Source organism: Asticcacaulis sp. P2_C5 (assembly GCF_056404555.1).
In genome coordinates this window covers 113,829-127,992 of record NZ_JBFUDU010000010.1, presented here as the reverse complement: position 1 = coordinate 127,992, position 14,164 = coordinate 113,829, and the positions used below count along the sequence as shown (strand labels likewise).

The following is a 14,164-nucleotide window of genomic DNA, read 5'->3' as shown; positions in this document are numbered from 1 at the left end:
ATAATCCAAAGGAGACTTTTACATGAAAAACCTCAACCACGTCCTGGCCACCGCAGCCATCTGCGCCACGGCTCTCATCGCCAACACGGCCGACGCCCACGCCAAGCTCCAGCATGCCGCACCTGAAGCCGGGGCAACCGTGGCATCGCCCACGACCATCATGCTGCATTTCAACGAAAAGCTGGCGCCGAAGCTCTCAGGCTTCGAGGTCAGCATGTCCGACGGCATGAAGGTCAATGTCACACCCGCCGTCGATTCCAGCGGTCTGATGCTCACCGCGCCCGTTAAAGGCAAGCTGATGGCGGGCACCTACAAGGTCACCTGGCACGCGGTGACGACCGACGACGGTCACCGCACCGAAGGCAGCTATACGTTCACTGTGAAGTAGGGAGGCACGGCATGTGGCTGGCAGGTCTGGCAAGGTTTCTTGAATATGCAGGCGCCGCCGGCCTGTTCGGCGGAGCTCTGCTTTACCTAATGCTCCTGCCGTCCAAAGGAAAAGCTTCGGCCAGTCAACTGGGCTGGCCGAAGCCCCTCCTGATTGGCAGCAGCCTTTTGCTCCTTGTGGGCACGCTGCTGTCCCTCGCGGCGCAAACCGCCACGATGAACGGAATCAATATCGACAAACTTGACGTAGCATCCCTCGCGATCGTTCTGACCGATACCCGTTGGGGTCACGCGATATCCGCGCGCATTGTCTTAAGTCTCGTTGCCGTCTTGATCGTAAACCTCGGGCAACCCTCCCGGGGCCTTTGGAAAATTACGTGTGTCCTGAGTGTGATTCTCCTTTCAAGTTTCGCATGGACCGGTCATGGCGCCTCGACACCGGGCACAGGTGGCCTGGTTCACCTGGTCGCCGACATAGCCCACGTGATCGCTGCGGGACTGTGGCTGGGCGCCTTGGGTGCCTTCCTGGCTTTGCTCTTTTCGGCTGGATCTCAGGATCTGGACCAGCAAGCCGCCCTGCTCAACGCATTGAAGACATTTTCCGGGATCGGCTCTGCCCTTGTCGCGACACTCATCGTGTCTGGCCTGATCAACAGCTATTTCCTGATTGGAATCAGTCACGTACCCGAACTGCTCGCGTCGCCATACAGCCGCCTCCTCGTCATCAAGCTCATACTTTTTGGCATGATGCTCGGACTGGCGGCTTGGAACCGATTCCGTTTGACGCCGGCCCTGGCAACCGCCCTGGAAAACGGGCAAGCGCTTCACCAAACATTGGGTGATCTTCGCCGCAGCCTTGTGCTGGAATCCCTTGCCGGAGCCGCCGTACTTGCACTCGTCGGCGTTATTGGAATGATGGAGCCACCAACGGCGCAATAGGTGTGCCAGCTCGCGGCGGCAAAGTTCAGCCGAACCGCGGCAAGCGACCAAGCCAATCCCCTGCACAACAATCCTCGTTACCGGCAGTGTTCCTGCCAGAAGTCCTGCATTTCGCCGCCCAGGGCCTGAGCGGATTTTTCCTGGCTGATCACCCAGTCCATGACCTCGTCGGCGCTATGGCCTTCGAGATCGCCCCCGCTGGCGACCATATCCCGGATCGCTTCGACCTCGCCATAGGCGGTTTCGAAATTGACACGTGCCCGCTCCAGGGCATCGCAGCTCTCGGTTCTGTTACCCAGCAGGTATTGGGTATGGGCGTCTTCGAGCTGGGACTGGCCCTTCGCATCACGGGTAGTGACGTCGTCATACAACACGCCGAAGGTCTCGGCATGGGCAGCGCTCGCAACCAGACCCATAGCCAAACTCAGGGCTACGATCGCCGATGCGATGGCTTTACGATTCATGATTTCCCCCTCATGGCTGCCGGCTTCAGGCGATGATGTCCGGACGGATCTTGTCTTCAAGGGTCGACATACGGTCGCGCAGGGCCAGTTTCTTGCGCTTCAGACGGGCCAGCATGATCTGGTCAGGCAGGCGCACCATCTGTAGCGCATTGATCGACTCGTCCAGATCCTTGTGCTCCTGGCGCAGCAGGGCCAGTTCGTTGCGCAGGGCGACGGTTTCGGCAGAGATCGGCAGTTCGCGAACGCGCGGTTCCAGGTCGTCGGGCTGATAGTCCGGCACCAGCTCCAGGCGCGGTTCGCCATCAACCCGTTGCGCCACACGTCTTTCGATATCCCCCCGCGCCGCGTCGCCATCCGTCTTGACCAGGTGCAGGTTGTCACCGCCGCGCAGGCTCCGGATGTTCGTGTCGTCGTGCATGGAGAGCAACTCCTCTTGGACGTAAGGATTTGAAGCTAAAGGACAAACGGGGAAGCTGCCAAGGTTCCGCGTTTAGCCATTATAGCCTAAAATTTCCGTCTTGGTAAGGGCCTGAGTCAGGCTCGTCAGGCCTTCGACGGGAATTTCGGCCGTCCACGCGCCGGACGTCGCCAGCAGGGCGGCCAGGATAGAGTCCACCAGGCCGGAAACGGGTATGAAATCACCAGGCACGGCCAGCGATTCCAGTTGACTCATAAGGGCCCGTTCCGCCGCCAGCTCGGCCGTCTTGACCGTCTCGCGCAGGGCGAGCCGGTCCGCATCATCACCTTCATGAAGCGTCGTCTTGAGGCGGCGGCGGATGGTGCGCAACGGTATGATGGCTGCCTGCGACCAGACACGAGCGACGTCCGCGGCACGCTCCACATGGCCGGCGATTCGGACTCCGTGGGCCGCGCCCCAGGCCGCCCATAACAGCAGAGGGACGTTCTGATCGTGATCGTCCTGCAAGGCCAGGCACAGGGCGGCAACGCCGTCACGGCTGTAGCGCTCGACCGCCCAGGTCCAGAAAGACTCAGCCATCCTTAAGGCCATCTTTGAGACCGTCCTTGGATTCGGCCTTGAGTCCAGCCCAACGCTTGATATCGACCTCGATATCGAACAGGTCGAGCGCCCGGCCGACGCTCTGGGCGATGATCTCGTCGACCGATTGCGGCCGGGTATAGAGCGCCGGCATGGGCGGGGCGACAATGGCGCCCATCTCGGTGACCGCCGCCATGGTGCGCAGGTGGCCCAGATGCAGCGGACTTTCCCGCACCATCAAAACCAGACGGCGGCGCTCTTTCAGGCAGACATCAGCGGCACGCGAAACAAGGCTTGTGGTAACGCCGGTGGCGATCTCGCTGAGCGACTTAATCGAACAGGGTGCGATCAGCATCCCTAAGGTCTTGAACGAGCCTGAGGCGATGGTGGCGCCGATATCACCGGGTTTGTGAACGACGTCGGCCAGGGCATGGACATCGGCCAGCGAAAGATCCGTTTCGACTCCGAGGCTTAAGGCGGCGGCGCGCGAGACAACCAGGTGCGTTTCAACCTGTGCGTGCTTCAGCATTTTCAGCGCGGTTATTCCGTACCCGGCGCCCGACGCGCCACTTATGGCGACAATAAGTTTTTGATTAGGTTTATGTATTGTCAATATCTGCCTGCCTTGCTGCAAAGCACAACGTTAAGAATTCATTCGCTTTGAATCTCTCGATTGTGTGATCAGATGTAACGGATCGTGATTCTACTTTCGCTTCCCACGGGTGTTCCATACGGTCTCCGGACACGGGGTCCGGCTCATGAGAGAACGAGGATATTGCCGTATGTCCATCGAAGCGAGAGTTCGTGAACTCGACCATCGTCACCAATCCCTCAAAGATATGATTGCACGCGAGGAGCGGAGCCCCTCCAGCGACTCCCTATACCTTACGGAGCTGAAGCGAAAGAAGCTTAAGCTCAAGGAAGAAATCGAACGCATGAAGGCACACGTACGACAGGGAGTCGAAGAGCCTGTCTTCCACTGAACCAGCGCCGGGATGGCGTAGGAAAAATTGAAATATAGAAAACCCCCGGAGCGATGACGCGGCCGGGGGTTTTTATTGGGTCACGCCATCTTCACAGTGCGGATCGAGAACTGCGACACCAGTTTCGACACGCCCGGCATGGTCGACAGGACATCACGGTGGACGTCTTCATAGGACAGGCTTTCGCGCAGCACGATCTTGAGCAGATAATCCGCCTCGCCCGACATCAGGTGGCATTCCTCGATGGCGACACAGGCAACCGCCGCCTTTTCGAACTTCTCAAAGGTCTCGCGGCGCTGGTCCTGAAGCGTTACATGGACGAAGACCGTGCCCTGTTTGCCCTGGACATTTTCGGCGATGACGGCGCGATAGCCGGCGATCACGCCCTTTTGTTCCAGTATCTTGACGCGCCGGTGAGCGGCCGACGGCGACAGCCCCACGGCCTCGCCCAGATCGGCGGAGGTCGCTCGGGCATTGCCGCGCAAGACCTTGATCAGTTCACGGTCAAAGGAATCGAGATCGGAAAATTTATCGCCTACTGCCATGTTTTTGAGAATATCTCTGACTGACTGCCGTGGCAATTCACAAAATTTCGAGGATTTGGCGCGGCGAGTAGGATATAATTGATCTCATTTGCAACGGCACCCCGGATGCAACGGCTTCCCGTGTAGCGTTGAGGGACAGGCCCGGCACCCACATCGTATGAATGGAGAGCCCCCATGAAGATCAGCGTCCCCAAGGAAATCAAGAACCACGAATACCGCGTCGGTCTCGTACCTCACTCCGTCGCCGAACTGACTCATCAGGGCCATCAGGTCTTCGTCGAAACCCAGGCCGGCGCTGGCATCGGCTTTTCGGACGACGACTATGTCGCCGCCGGCGCCACCATTCTGGCGACGCCAGAGGAAACCTTCGCCGCCGGTGACCTGATCGTCAAGGTCAAGGAACCGCAACTGCACGAATGCGCTCGCTTAAAGCCGTCGCAGACCCTGTTCACCTATCTCCACCTCGCCGCCGACAAGCCCCAGGCCGAAGCCCTGATGAAGTCGGGCGCCACCTGTATCGCCTATGAAACCGTAACCGAAGCCGCCGGTGGCCTGCCGCTGCTGCGCCCGATGTCGGAAGTCGCCGGCCGCATCTCGGTCCATGTCGGCGCCACCTATCTGCACAAGGCCTTTGGCGGCCGCGGCGTCCTCCTGGGCGGCGTTCCGGGTGTGGCGCCGGGCAAGGTCGTCATCATCGGCGGCGGCGTCTCGGGCATCAATGCCGCCCAGATGGCGGTCGGCCTGTCGGCCGACGTCACCCTGTTCGATATCAATCCGCACAAACTGATCGAAATCGACCAGATGTTCCACGGCCGCGTCAAGACGGCCTATTCGTCCAAGGCCGGCCTGGCCGAGGCCATTCGCGACGCCGACCTGGTGATCGGCGCCGTGCTGATCCCGGGTGCCGCCGCCCCCAAGCTGATCACCCGCGACATGCTGAAAACCATGAAGCCCGGCGCGGTCCTCGTCGACATCGCCATCGACCAGGGCGGCTGTTTCGAAACCTCGCATCCGACGACGCATCAGGACCCGATCTATCTGGTTGATGGCATCGTCCACTATTGCGTCGCCAACATGCCCGGCGCCGTGGCGCGGACCTCGACCCTGGCGCTGAACAACGCCACCCTGCCCTTCGTACTGAAGATGGCGCGCATGGGCGTTTCGGCGGCCCTGGCGGCTGACCCGCACCTGCATGCCGGACTGAACGTCGCCGCCGGCAAGATCACCTACAAGGCGGTCGCCGAGGCCCTCGATCTCGACTTCGCGGCTTAACACCAACGGTCAAAAATGACCGGTTGGTATTAAGCTTTTTTGAGCTCAAGCGCCGCATGGCTCCTCGCATAAGCTCGGGCGGGCGGTCGCCCTTGCCAAGCGCGATGAGTCAGCGTCATCGCGCTTGGAATAAACTGCCTGCACCTACACACGCCTGTCACATTGCCGTGGTCATGGCGGGGCTGGAGACTCCCGCCATGACCCTGTTCAAAACCTGCTTCACGTCCTGCCTGGCCATCGCCGCCGTGCTGGCCCTGCCTATGGCCACTCAAGCCGCTGACGCCGCCTCACGGCACAATGTCATCATCTTCGTCGCCGACGGCCTGCGCTCGGGCATCGTCACGCACGACACCGCGCCGACCTTCGACCAGGTGCGCAGCCAGGGTGTCGATTTTCACAATTCGCATTCGCTGTACCCGACCGTCACGACGGTGAACGCCTCGGCCATCGCTACCGGCCACGGTATCGGCGATACGGGCGAGTGGGCCAACAACATGCATTTCGACCCGGTCCTGACGGCGGCCCAGGGCGCGCCGACCGCCGACATGGAGGACAATCCGGTTCTCAACGAGGTCAATGCGCGCTACGGCGGCAATTATCTCAACGAGGTCAGCCTGCTGCGCCTGGCGCGTGAACACGGTTACCAGACCGCCGCGATCGGCAAGGAAGGCCCCGTCCTGATCCAGGACATCGCTGCCCCTGCCGCCGGGGCCATAGTTATCGACGATGCGACCAGCGCCAAGGTCCATGCGGGTGGCATCGGGCTGGATCCTGTCGTGGCCCAGGCTATCCGTGATGCCGGTCTCGAGGTCTCGGCGCCCGACCGCGGCCTCAACACCTGGGCCGGTGCCTACAATATGCCGGGCGTCCAGGTCGCCAATACGGATCAACAGGCCTGGTTCGCCGCCGTGACCACCAAGGTTTTGCTGCCGCGCTTTGCCGCGTCGGGCCAGCCCTTCGCCATGGTCTACTGGTCGCGCGACCCGGACGGCACCCAGCACAATACGGGCGACAGCCTGAATGAGCTGTATCCCGGCATCAACGGCCCGACCTCGCTGGCCGCCGTGCGCAATGCCTCCGACAACCTTCAGGCCCTGATCGACTCGCTGAAGGCCCTGGGCCTCTACGACACGACCGACATCTTCGTCACCGCCGACCACGGCTTCTCGACCATCAGCCGTCAGTCGAAAACGTCATGGGCCGCCAAGCAGAGCTTCCCCGACGATACGGTGCCGGGTTTCCTGCCCGTCGGCTTCCTGGCCATCGACCTGGCACACGCCCTGAACCTGCCGCTCTACGATTCCTACGGCGCGCCGGTCGACGCGACCCATAACCAGCACCCGGGTGGCACGTCGCTGATCGGCGCCGATCCGGCGCACCCGGATATCCTGATCGTGGTCAGCGGCGGCACGCAGATGCTGTATCTCGATCCCGCCAAAGCCAAGGACCTGGCGCCGCGCATCGCCGGCGCCCTGAGCACCCAGGACTATGTCGCCGGCCTTTTCGTCAGCGACGAACTGGGTCAGGTTCCGGGCGCGCTCACCTTTGGCCAGGTCGGCCTGACGGGCAGCGCGATCACGCCGCGCCCGGCCATCTATGTCAGCATGACCGACCAGGTCGTGCCCGAGTGCATGGCGCAATGGCATAATGAAGAGCTATGTTCGGCCATGGTGGTCGATGGCGGCCTGCAGCAGGGCCAGGGCAGCCACGGCGGTTTCACCCGCGCCAATACACACAACTTCATGGCGGCGATCGGTCCGGACTTCAAGTCAGGCTTCGTCGATCCATCACCGATCAGCAATGCCGACATCACGCCGACCCTGGCGCACATATTGGGCTTCGACCTCCCGTCTGTAGGCACGCTCAAGGGCCGTGTGGCCATAGAGGCCCTGGCCGGCGGACCTGAAGCCGTCACGGCAACGCCAGTGGTTACGCGCTCACAACCGGCGACCAACGGTTTTGTCACTGTCCTGGAAACCCAGACAACAGAGACGGCAACCTATCTCGACGCCGCAGGCCAGCCCGGCCGGGTCGTGGGCTTGAAGACGCAAAAATAGGCACCCGCGGCAATTTCGGATCTTACCCGAAAGCAAAGATTTTCACCACGGATCACCTACGCGTCAGTGAAGGTGATCCGTGTTCAAAGTCTTTTTACCACATCAAAAAAATTTCGCCGACACGTGATCCAAACCAAACTGAACGCCGTAATGCTCATATCCGTGGCGTTCCCCTATGACAGCCCGGTCTGCGGCGCCCAAGGCTGTCCCCCCTGCCTTGGGCGTCTTTTTTTATGGCTGCACGAAGCTGCCGAGCTTGGTGAGCAGGCTCAAGCGGCCCCTGGCCAGTTCATCGGCCGTCATGCTGGCCTCCATGGTTTCCAGCCAGCGCCAGTCGGCCGCCGGATCGAGCAACAGCCCCTCCGCCGAAAGTTGCCAGCCCAGGGCGCGATCGAGCGCACAGGTCTGGCCATCGAAATGATAGCTGCCCAAAATCGCCGCCGCCCACGGCGCGCCGTGGTCATAGCCGCGTTGCGCCCAGGCACAGCGGGTCCGGCTGTCCAAAACGATATAGGGTCCTTCCGATGTCCCCATCAACAACTGACGCGGCGCATCGAAGTCACCGGCCTCCATCAACCTCTCGACACAGGCCACCGTGCGATCGACCATGGGCTCGCAGATCGTGGCTTCCAGCTGGAGGTTTTTCACGTGTTCAGGGTTCAGGTCTTCCATATAGCTGTAGCGGTCGACCATGCTCCAATTGACCGGCACAAGTTTTCCATCGGCATAGAGATGGGCCAGCCGGTTATGGGCGTCCTCGATAAAGCCGTCCTTGCCCTCCGCCGCCAGCGTCAACCAATGCACGGCCATGATCACATCGCGCTGACGGGTACTGGGTTCATGATGCCAGGGCCCCAGATCCTGTTCGAGGGCCGAGTCACCACGTAATGCCGTCGCCTGGTACCAGTCGGAGGCCATGTCATCGCTGCGTTCGACGCCCTGGCCCAGCAGATACATCAGGCCGAGCGCGTGACGGGCATCATCATGGCCCTGTTCGGCGGCACGGCGGAAATCATCGGCAGCCAGGGTGTAATCGCCCGCGGCATAGCGGGTCTTGCCGCGGGCATACAAGGCCAGTGGCTCACCCAGGTTTGCAGCGCTTTCGTCATGGCCCAGCGCCAGTTCGGCGCGGGGATCTGTGACCGCCGCCCGCTGCAACCAGGTCTGGGCCGCCGCCGGATCGGCGGCCCCGCCTAGGCCGTCGCGCAGCATCAGGGCGAGATTGGTCATGGCCAGACTTTGGGCTCTCGCCTGGCCCTGCGCTGCCGCCTTTTCGTACCACGCGCGCGCCTGGACGAGATCCGGAGTTAAGCCTTCGTCGCCGAACTGCAGGGCCTTGGCCAGTTCATATTGCGCCAAAGCGCTGCCGGCCAAAGCGTCGGCCTGTATCCGCATGATCGCATCGGGATCGGCGGGATGAAGCTTTTCGTCCAGCAACAGGCCACCCAGACGGGCCGCCGCGAGCCCGCTGCCCTGGCGCGCGGCTTTTTCATACCACTCTGCCGCCAACCCGTAGTCTTGCGCCACGCCGTCGGCGTTTTCATAGGCCAGGCCGGTTTCATACTGCGACCAGACCAGGCCGGCTTCGGCAGCGGCCTTGAAATGGGCAAAAGCGCCGGCGGGTTTGCGCCGGGCCTTTTCCATCTGCCCCAGTCGCTGGTGCGCCAGGCCATTGCCCTGAGCGGCGGCCAGGTCGAGCAAGCGCCGGGCCCGCGATGCATTGTACTCGACGCCGGGGTAGAATTCATCGCTGTCGGCATAGATGACGCCGACGGCTTCCTGCGCCGCCGCCTCGCCACTACCGGCCTTGCGGCGCAGGGTTAGCCACGCCTCTGCAAAATTCTGCGGGTGCAGGTTTTCAGCCAACGACCAGGCCGGAGCACCGTCGGGACAGTTGGCGGCATAGGCAAAGTCCATCATGGCGGAATCGTAGTCGACAGCGGTACCGTCACCGGCGAAGAGCATGTATCCCTGGGCCAGGTTCGACTTGCAACTGCCGTCATTGCCGAACAGGCCGAAGGCCTTCGCCCGATCCTGGGCGACGCCGGTACCCTTGAAATAATGTACGGCCCGGACAAAATAGGCGCCTTCGCTGCGCTCGTACCAGCGCATGGCCTCGGCATCATCTTCCGCAACCCCCAGCCCCTGGTCGAACATCAGGCCTATCTTTTCCTGGGCGAGGCTATTGTCGCCGGCCTTGCGGTACAGCTGCATGGCGCGGCCGTAGTCGCGCGGCTCGCCGTGACCTGTAAACGCGTAGTTGCCGAGGTGGTACCAGGCCGTGGTGCTGCCCTCCGCCGCCGCGCGCTGATACCAGTCGCGCGCCAGGGCGTAGGACGGATCGCAGCCGGTATAGACGGGATAATAGTTGCCCTCCGGATCCGGCAGGTCGGGATCGAAACATTCGCCGGCGTCGTTCAGGGCGAACGGATCGTTGACGTCGATCTTCGCGGCGTCGAAGACCGGCTTTTTGGGCGCCACGGAGCGCGCCTGTGCCGCATCACCCAGGCCTGCCAGCCCGGCGAATGTTACAAGACACAAGATTGCCGCGCGCATGAAACCCCCATCTTGTTCCCCGTTTTTTGCTAGCTTACGCCCAGTGGACGGCTGTCGCAAGTCCAGCGCCGGCGGGCCCACGCAGGCAAGCCAAAATGCGCGAAATTTACACTTGGAAAAACCGGCGTTCTGCAACATAGTCAAGGCAGGCCGCAAAAAGACGGCTCAGCCACAGGACAGCAAATATGGCAAAACAGCCCAGGGTGCGCAGGATCGGCGTTGATGAACTGGAAATCGTGCGCGAACTGGCGCTGATTATCTGGCCGAAATGTTATCGTAACATCATCGGTCCCGACCGTGTCGACGCCATGCTGGCTGTGCTGTACGCCACCGACAACCTCGAAGACGAAATGATACGCCAGGGCCACGCCTTCTGGGTCGTGCGCTATGGCGACCTCGATGTCGGCTATGCCGCAGCCTATAAGGACGGCGATCGCCTCTGGCTGAAGAAGCTGTATGTCCGCGACGACCATCGCGGCCTGGGCCTGGGCAAGCGCTTGATCGAGACGGCGCTGCATCACTTCCACGCCCACGAAGTGACCAGCAGCCCGCCGCAGGAACTGGCCCTCTACGTCAACAAGGATAACAGGCCGGCCATCGACTACTATCTGCGCTCAGGCTTTCAGGTCGAGGCCGAGGTGCCGGTCCAGATGGGGCCGTACGGCTTCACCGACTACGTCATGCAGAAGGCGCTTTAGCGCTGAAAATCTGACCTGGTTCCGACCCTTACGTTTTCCTTATTTCCGAAAATGGCGTCTTTACATTTCATTTACAATACTTAAGCCTTTCTTTGCAGGGATTAACAAAGGCCTAACGGACACCTCCGTTCACGCGAAAATGCCCCAGGTCAACAATCCCGTTACCGTCTATTTCACGGCTATTTACTCTGCCTTTTCTGTGTTACAAAATTAAGGTCCTGTTAATTCATGCCTAACAACGGGTTAACAGGCCGGCCGAATAAATCGGCGCAAAATAAATATAAGCGCTCGGGACCACCACGAAGCGCGTGCCGTCACGATACGGCCAACTGTTTGCCAGATGCTTTAAAATCGTAACCCGACCCGTGGAGCCAGCCATGCCCAACCTAGCCCAGGTCCGTACCATCTCTATCGACGACCTCGATGTCGTCCGCGCGCTCGCCATGCAGATTTGGCCGAAGTGCCATCATGCCCATATCGCCCCCGGCGACATGGATTCGACCGTCAGCAGCCTGTTCGACATCGACCAGATGGAAGACGATATACGCGAACGCGGCGACGTCCATTTTGTCGTCCGTGTCGGCCGGGCCGATGTCGGCTTCGCCACTGCGCATCTCGAAGGTTCGCGCATCTGCATGAGCCACCTCTATGTCATGAAGGATTTTCGTGGCTACGGTCTCGGCAAGGCGTTGATACGCGCTGCCCAGGATCATTTCGCGCCGGCTCGCGACCTGGTGATCACGGTGCACAAGGACGAAGGCGCTTCGGTAGATTTCTGCCTGCGCTCGGGTTTTGCCGTAAAGCGGGAATTCAGCAGCCAGGTCGGACGCTACGCCTTTACCGACTATCTCATGCACAAATATGTCAATCCAAGCGCCGCGACCCAGCCCCTGGTCATGGCGTAAAGATCCTGGCGTGACGATGCGGTAACCGGCGACGGTTGGACGCGCTTTCATACCCGTGTTAACTTTCCCCGCAGAGCGCGGCCGCTATAAGGCCGTGCCACAGGGAGATATGACCATGGGGCGGCTTAAAACCGTAATTACAGGCGGCCTGATCGCCGGCTTTCTCGACATCACCTACGCCTTTGCCATCTTCTGGTTCTGGAAGCACATCCCACCGATACGGATCGGCCAGGGCATAGCGACCCACGTGCTTGGATCATCGTCGTTCAGCGGCGGCTGGCCGACCTTCGCGCTGGGCATCGGCCTGCATTTCGGCATCGCCGTGGTCATGGCGCTGGTCTTCTATCTGATCTGCCGCATTGTCCCGATGATCGCGCGCAATGCCCTGATTTTCGCCCCAGTCTATGGCGTGATCCTGTATGGCGTCATGACCTATGTCGTCCTGCCGATGACCGACCCGAAGCACGGCCCAGCCCCCGCCTTCCCGCCGGCCTTCGATCTTGATTTCGCCAGCGCCATGTTCGCCCACATTATTCTGGTCGCCTTGCCCATCGCCATACTGACGCGACGCGCGCTGCGTGACGAAGCCTGACTATCTCAGCTCGGCGATTGCGGGTCCGCTGAACAGGACCTGCCAGGCGAGGACGACGACGCCGTGGAAGACAACGCCCGGCCATAGCGAGCCTGTGCGATAGCGCATCCAGGCGCAGGCGGCGCCGAGGACGGCGGCGCAGATGAGGAAGCCCGGCGTCAGGAATAGCGTCGCACCGGGCAGGAAGGTGGTCGCTTCGACGACGTGCCACAGGGTGAAGATGACAACGCCCAGGCTGAGCCAAAGGAACGGCCGCGTCGTCTCGCCCTGTGTCGGTAGCGGGCCGCGAAAGATCAGTTCCTCGGTAAAGGCCGGGATCAGAAAAACGACCGGCGACAGGCGGGACAGGTCGGGATGATAGCGGAGCAGACCAGTGGAGGTGGCAAGGACGGCAATGATTGCCGCACCACCGAGGCTTGTCAGCAGGCATTCCAGCCAGCCACGGCCAGTGGGCCAGTTGGTCAACGAACGGATCAGGCGGGAGAACAGGGGCATGGCGCCTATTGATCAAATACGAGAAACGGCCGCCGCCCTTGCAATTAGGTGAACCGCAGATTTCGCAGATTAGCGCAGATTTTTCGGTGCTTCCATCGGATCCTTTGCCCTCAAAGCCCTCATATGATCGCGTAACGATCCGTTTTCGTCGCCCCGCCAACGACCAGGACAATTCAAGATTAAGGCTCTGAAAAATCTGCGCTAATCTGTGAAATCTGCGGTTCACCTTCCTTGCCTGCCGTCGCCTACGCTTTCCGACGCAGATAAACCACCGCCAGCCACGACATCAGCAGCGCGCCCAACACATCGAGGACGATCTTGCCGTACAGGTCGACCGGCGATGCCCCGATAAAGGCCACGAACAGGAAACCGAAATTGGCCAAAACCGTGCTGTAGCTCATCGTAACATCGTGCCAGCGCGTCCAGGCCGGTGATGCCATCCAGCGCGGCACCAGGACCAGCATCAGCAGGCCCAGCACGATCCCGGTCACGACCGGTACCACCTCAGGCATCTGCGGCATGATACCAAAGGCCAGGATCTCGATGGCAAAGATCACACCGGCATCCGCAACCCCGAGCACCGCCAGCACCAGCGGATGCGGCGGGCTAAGCGGCTTCGCAGCGCCGGCGACCAGGCGCCGCGTGGGCCCCAAGGCCAGCAACACGAGCACCAGGAGCCCCGTAATCGCCGCGATCATCAGGTCCTGCGGCAGATGATAGGCCTCGAGATGGAAGATCTGCACGCGGGCGATCATGTTCCAGCCGTACCATGCCGGCACGCAGGCCACCGCGAACAGGACGACCAGGACGCCAATCCCCCAGCCGTTCAACCACCCGTCAGCCTTGCGCGACGGGAACAGCATCTCGCACAACAGGACGGGGATACAAACGACGAAGATCGCCTCATACAACAGCGCCCAAACGAAATAGACATAGTTGACGCCAAAGGCGCGGCCGTATTCGACGCCCTTGAGCTGGATGACCAGCGAGGCGAATGACGTCTGCTGGATCAGGCATTCCTCGGCGACCGACAGAGCCAGGGCCAACAGGACCAGGTTGAACCAACCCAGCCGGTACTTACGCACGAAAAATCGCGCCAGCACGGCGCCGCCGCCCCAAATCATCATCTCGACCGGAAAAAAGATGGCGGCACTGACGCGCGTCGCGCCCGGCAACAGTTCGGCAATGGCTGGCGCCATGACCAGCAGGGTCAAGGCCGGCAACAGCTTGGAAAACCACGATCTTTTGACGTCAATTTCGGCGGCGGACATGAG

16 protein-coding genes are annotated in these 14,164 nt (G+C 61.3%); 8 read left to right on the top strand and 8 right to left on the bottom strand.

Annotation, left to right across the window (positions count from 1 at the left end):
• Window positions 1–22 precede the first annotated feature (22 nt).
• Both copC and copD read left to right on the top strand, forming a co-directional pair.
• A complete protein-coding gene (copC, locus tag AC1DXO_RS18085; protein ID WP_476979575.1) occupies window positions 23–388 on the top strand; it encodes a copper homeostasis periplasmic binding protein CopC in 366 nt (121 codons plus the stop codon).
• Window positions 389–399: 11 nt separating this feature from the next.
• Window positions 400–1,326: a copper homeostasis membrane protein CopD gene (gene copD / locus AC1DXO_RS18080; protein WP_476979574.1), complete on the top strand. Its 927-nt coding sequence runs from the start codon at window positions 400–402 to the stop codon at window positions 1,324–1,326.
• Between the two features lie 77 nt (window positions 1,327–1,403).
• Here the strand turns inward: copD and AC1DXO_RS18075 are convergent, their stop codons facing one another.
• From AC1DXO_RS18075 to AC1DXO_RS18060, 4 genes are all read right to left on the bottom strand, one after another.
• Complete coding sequence (locus tag AC1DXO_RS18075; RefSeq protein WP_476979573.1) at window positions 1,404–1,790, bottom strand: hypothetical protein; 387 nt, start codon at window positions 1,788–1,790, stop codon at window positions 1,404–1,406.
• 25 nt (window positions 1,791–1,815) lie between these two features.
• Window positions 1,816–2,208, bottom strand: a complete 393-nt coding sequence (locus AC1DXO_RS18070) for a YdcH family protein (protein WP_476979572.1) — start codon at window positions 2,206–2,208, stop codon at window positions 1,816–1,818.
• 72 nt (window positions 2,209–2,280) lie between these two features.
• Window positions 2,281–2,787 (bottom strand): TIGR02444 family protein, encoded by a 507-nt coding sequence (locus AC1DXO_RS18065; RefSeq protein ID WP_476979571.1) that lies wholly within the window; start codon window positions 2,785–2,787, stop codon window positions 2,281–2,283.
• Window positions 2,780–3,400, bottom strand: a complete 621-nt coding sequence (locus AC1DXO_RS18060; protein WP_476979570.1) for a UbiX family flavin prenyltransferase — start codon at window positions 3,398–3,400, stop codon at window positions 2,780–2,782. The genes AC1DXO_RS18065 and AC1DXO_RS18060 overlap by 8 nt, the downstream gene beginning before the upstream one ends.
• Before the next feature lie 169 nt (window positions 3,401–3,569).
• On the opposite strand from AC1DXO_RS18060, the gene AC1DXO_RS18055 reads away from it, so the two are divergent.
• Window positions 3,570–3,770: a DUF465 domain-containing protein gene (locus tag AC1DXO_RS18055; protein WP_476979569.1), complete on the top strand. Its 201-nt coding sequence runs from the start codon at window positions 3,570–3,572 to the stop codon at window positions 3,768–3,770.
• An 80-nt stretch (window positions 3,771–3,850) separates the two neighbouring features.
• On the opposite strand, the gene AC1DXO_RS18050 is transcribed toward AC1DXO_RS18055, so the two are convergent.
• Window positions 3,851–4,315 (bottom strand): Lrp/AsnC family transcriptional regulator, encoded by a 465-nt coding sequence (locus tag AC1DXO_RS18050; protein WP_476979568.1) that lies wholly within the window; start codon window positions 4,313–4,315, stop codon window positions 3,851–3,853.
• Window positions 4,316–4,489: 174 nt separating this feature from the next.
• Here AC1DXO_RS18050 and ald point away from each other — a divergent pair, with 174 nt between their 5' ends.
• Together ald and AC1DXO_RS18040 are read left to right on the top strand one after the other, a co-directional pair.
• The gene (gene ald, locus AC1DXO_RS18045) at window positions 4,490–5,587 is read left to right on the top strand and encodes an alanine dehydrogenase (RefSeq protein WP_476979567.1); all 1,098 of its coding nucleotides are present in this window, start codon (window positions 4,490–4,492) and stop codon (window positions 5,585–5,587) included.
• 197 nt (window positions 5,588–5,784) lie between these two features.
• The gene (locus AC1DXO_RS18040; RefSeq protein ID WP_476979566.1) at window positions 5,785–7,644 is read left to right on the top strand and encodes an alkaline phosphatase family protein; all 1,860 of its coding nucleotides are present in this window, start codon (window positions 5,785–5,787) and stop codon (window positions 7,642–7,644) included.
• Window positions 7,645–7,875: 231 nt separating this feature from the next.
• Here the strand turns inward: AC1DXO_RS18040 and AC1DXO_RS18035 are convergent, their stop codons facing one another.
• Window positions 7,876–10,200, bottom strand: coding sequence for a tetratricopeptide repeat protein (locus AC1DXO_RS18035; protein WP_476979565.1), 2,325 nt, complete (start codon window positions 10,198–10,200; stop codon window positions 7,876–7,878).
• A 185-nt stretch (window positions 10,201–10,385) separates the two neighbouring features.
• Here AC1DXO_RS18035 and AC1DXO_RS18030 point away from each other — a divergent pair, with 185 nt between their 5' ends.
• The 3 genes from AC1DXO_RS18030 to AC1DXO_RS18020 all read left to right on the top strand — a co-directional run bounded on the left by AC1DXO_RS18030 (window position 10,386) and on the right by AC1DXO_RS18020 (window position 12,395).
• The gene (locus AC1DXO_RS18030) at window positions 10,386–10,898 is read left to right on the top strand and encodes a GNAT family N-acetyltransferase (protein WP_476979564.1); all 513 of its coding nucleotides are present in this window, start codon (window positions 10,386–10,388) and stop codon (window positions 10,896–10,898) included.
• A gap of 377 nt (window positions 10,899–11,275) precedes the next feature.
• Window positions 11,276–11,803, top strand: a complete 528-nt coding sequence (locus tag AC1DXO_RS18025; protein WP_476979563.1) for a GNAT family N-acetyltransferase — start codon at window positions 11,276–11,278, stop codon at window positions 11,801–11,803.
• A gap of 115 nt (window positions 11,804–11,918) precedes the next feature.
• Window positions 11,919–12,395 carry a hypothetical protein gene (locus tag AC1DXO_RS18020; RefSeq protein WP_476979562.1) on the top strand — a complete coding sequence of 159 codons (477 nt, stop codon included), beginning with the start codon at window positions 11,919–11,921 and terminating at the stop codon, window positions 12,393–12,395.
• Here AC1DXO_RS18020 and AC1DXO_RS18015 read toward each other — a convergent pair whose 3' ends face one another.
• Window positions 12,396–12,890: a CPBP family glutamic-type intramembrane protease gene (locus AC1DXO_RS18015; RefSeq protein WP_476979561.1), complete on the bottom strand. Its 495-nt coding sequence runs from the start codon at window positions 12,888–12,890 to the stop codon at window positions 12,396–12,398. It abuts the gene before it with no gap.
• Between the two features lie 245 nt (window positions 12,891–13,135).
• Window positions 13,136–14,161 carry a hypothetical protein gene (locus tag AC1DXO_RS18010; protein WP_476979560.1) on the bottom strand — a complete coding sequence of 342 codons (1,026 nt, stop codon included), beginning with the start codon at window positions 14,159–14,161 and terminating at the stop codon, window positions 13,136–13,138.
• Between the last annotated feature and the right edge of the window lie 3 nt (window positions 14,162–14,164).

Bases quoted from the DNA above. Each gene is read 5' to 3' on its own strand.
- AC1DXO_RS18040 (WP_476979566.1), top strand. From the start codon at position 5,785: ATGACCCTGTTCAAAACCTGCTTCACGTCCTGCCTGGCCATCGCCGCC.
- AC1DXO_RS18030 (WP_476979564.1), top strand. From the start codon at position 10,386: ATGGCAAAACAGCCCAGGGTGCGCAGGATCGGCGTTGATGAACTGGAA.
- AC1DXO_RS18070 (WP_476979572.1), bottom strand. From the start codon at position 2,208: ATGCACGACGACACGAACATCCGGAGCCTGCGCGGCGGTGACAACCTG.
- AC1DXO_RS18035 (WP_476979565.1), bottom strand. From the start codon at position 10,200: ATGCGCGCGGCAATCTTGTGTCTTGTAACATTCGCCGGGCTGGCAGGC.
- AC1DXO_RS18055 (WP_476979569.1), top strand. From the start codon at position 3,570: ATGTCCATCGAAGCGAGAGTTCGTGAACTCGACCATCGTCACCAATCC.
- ald (WP_476979567.1), top strand. From the start codon at position 4,490: ATGAAGATCAGCGTCCCCAAGGAAATCAAGAACCACGAATACCGCGTC.
- AC1DXO_RS18065 (WP_476979571.1), bottom strand. From the start codon at position 2,787: ATGGCTGAGTCTTTCTGGACCTGGGCGGTCGAGCGCTACAGCCGTGAC.
- AC1DXO_RS18020 (WP_476979562.1), top strand. From the start codon at position 11,919: ATGGGGCGGCTTAAAACCGTAATTACAGGCGGCCTGATCGCCGGCTTT.
- copD (WP_476979574.1), top strand. From the start codon at position 400: ATGTGGCTGGCAGGTCTGGCAAGGTTTCTTGAATATGCAGGCGCCGCC.
- AC1DXO_RS18025 (WP_476979563.1), top strand. From the start codon at position 11,276: ATGCCCAACCTAGCCCAGGTCCGTACCATCTCTATCGACGACCTCGAT.
- copC (WP_476979575.1), top strand. From the start codon at position 23: ATGAAAAACCTCAACCACGTCCTGGCCACCGCAGCCATCTGCGCCACG.
- AC1DXO_RS18010 (WP_476979560.1), bottom strand. From the start codon at position 14,161: ATGTCCGCCGCCGAAATTGACGTCAAAAGATCGTGGTTTTCCAAGCTG.
- AC1DXO_RS18015 (WP_476979561.1), bottom strand. From the start codon at position 12,890: ATGCCCCTGTTCTCCCGCCTGATCCGTTCGTTGACCAACTGGCCCACT.
- AC1DXO_RS18075 (WP_476979573.1), bottom strand. From the start codon at position 1,790: ATGAATCGTAAAGCCATCGCATCGGCGATCGTAGCCCTGAGTTTGGCT.
- AC1DXO_RS18050 (WP_476979568.1), bottom strand. From the start codon at position 4,315: ATGGCAGTAGGCGATAAATTTTCCGATCTCGATTCCTTTGACCGTGAA.